Raw genomic sequence first — 2,033 nt, forward strand, 5'->3', positions numbered from 1 at the left:
GCCGCGCCCGATCCCGTCATCGTGATCTTGCCGTTCACCATCACATAGCCGCGATGGGCCAGCTTCAGCGCGTGGAAGGCGTTCTGCTCCACCATGAAGACCGTCATCTTCTGCTCGCGGTTGATCTCTTTGATGACCGCGAAGATTTGTTTGACGATCAGCGGGGCCAGGCCCAGCGAGGGTTCGTCCAGCAGCAGCAGGCGCGGTTGGCTCATCAGCGCCCGGCCGATGGCCAGCATCTGCTGCTCGCCGCCCGACATGGTGCCCGCCCGCTGGTTGATGCGCTCCTTCAGGCGGGGGAACAGGGTCAGCACCCGTTCCAACTCGCGGTCGAAGCTGCCCGGTTGGGCGACGATGGACCCCATTTGCAGATTTTCCAGCACGCTCATGCGCGGGAAAATCCGTCGGCCTTCCGGGCTTTGCGCGATGCCGCGCCGCACGATCTCGTGGGTCGGCAGGTCGGTGATGTCCTCGCCCTCGAAATGGACGCGGCCCTGGCGGGCGCGCGGGCTGCCGCACAGCGTCATCAGCAGGGTGGATTTCCCCGCCCCGTTGGCCCCGATCAACGAAACGATTTCGCCCGCGTTGATGTCGATGTCGATGCCCTTCAGGGCTTCGATCGCGCCGTAGAAGGTGTGGACGCCCGACACTTTGAGCATGGGTGTTGTGTCGCTCATGGCTTCAGGCCCCCTTCTGCGCGGCGGGCGCCGAAGCGCTGAGGTCGGCGGCGACCTCCGGCGGCAGGTCGGCGTCCTCGTCCTCGCCCAGATAGGCGCGGATCACCGCCGGGTCGTTCTTCACCGAATTCGGGTCGCCGTCGGAAATCTTCCGACCGTAATCCAGCACCACCACATGGTCGGAAATGCGCATCACCACGCTCATGTCATGCTCGATCAGCAGCACGCCGGTTTGCCGCCCGTTCGGGTTGCGGGCGTCGCGGATGAAGGTCAGGATTTCGGCCAGATCGCCCGATTCGCGCGGGTTCAGGCCCGCCGCCGGTTCGTCCAGGCACAGCAGCACCGGCTCCGTGCACATGGCGCGCGCGATTTCCAGACGGCGCTGCGCGCCGTAGGGCAGGTTGCCCGCCTCCCAATCGGCGAATTCGGTCAGCTTCACCCGGTCCAGCCAATATTTGGCCAGATCGAGCGCTTCCTTTTCCGCCGCCCGGTAGGTCGGCAGCCCCAGCAGACCGGCGATGGCGAAGCCCGAGGCCCGCATCAGCTTGTTGTGCTGGGCGACGATCAGGTTTTCCAGAACGCTCATGCCGCCGAACAGGCGGATGTTCTGGAAGGTGCGCGCCACGCCCGCCTGTTGGGCGATGCGGTAGCCCGGCATCCGTTCCAGCAGGAACTCCTTGCCGTCCGGATGGCGCAGCGTCAGCCGCCCCACGGTGGGGGTGTAAAAACCGGTGACGCAGTTGAACAGCGTCGTCTTGCCGGCCCCGTTCGGGCCGATCAGCGCGGTGATCTCGCCCGCCCGCGCCACAAAGGACACGTCGTTGTTGGCCACCAGACCGCCAAAACGCATGGTCAGATGCTCAACGCTCAACAAAGGCTTGTCGTCAGTCATCGCGACGCTCATCGGGCGGCCCCCCCGGCGGCGGATTTTTTCCCGCCGTGCAAAAGAATGGTCGGGTCGCGGTGGGCCAGCAGGCCGCGCGGACGCCACAGCATAATCACCACCATGCCCATGCCGAAGGCCAGCATGCGGTAGTCGGCCAGCTCGCGGAAGGCTTCGGGCAGGCCGATGACCAGCAGCGTCGCCACGACGACGCCCGCCTGGCTGCCCATGCCGCCCAGCACGACGATGGCCAGAATGATCGCCGATTCGATGAAGGTGAAGCTTTCCGGGCTGATGAAGCCCTGGCGGGTGGCGAAGAAGGACCCGGCGAAGCCGCCGAACATCGCGGCGATGGCGAAGGCCGCCAGCTTCATGTTGGTGCGGTTGATGCCCAACGAGGCGCTGGCGATCTCATCCTCGCGCAGGGCTTCCCAGGCGCGGCCCAGCGGCAGCTTGCGGATGCGCAGGGTGAA

General features: G+C 66.0%; 3 protein-coding genes. All 3 read right to left on the minus strand.

Annotated elements, in window-relative coordinates; translation table 11 throughout:
- Nucleotides 1–659: ABC transporter ATP-binding protein (locus ACODS4_RS28070; RefSeq protein ID WP_488869173.1), on the minus strand; the 659-nt coding region annotated here is incomplete at its 3' end.
- 22 nt (nt 660–681) lie between these two features.
- Entirely contained in the window at nt 682–1,569 is an 888-nt protein-coding gene (locus ACODS4_RS28075; RefSeq protein ID WP_488869169.1) for an ABC transporter ATP-binding protein, read from the minus strand.
- A gap of 8 nt (nt 1,570–1,577) precedes the next feature.
- Nucleotides 1,578–2,033, minus strand: a 456-nt coding sequence (locus ACODS4_RS28080) for an ABC transporter permease subunit (protein ID WP_488869171.1), incomplete at its 5' end; no start/stop codon positions are given.

It is taken from the genome of Azospirillum sp. FG154 (assembly GCF_057809575.1).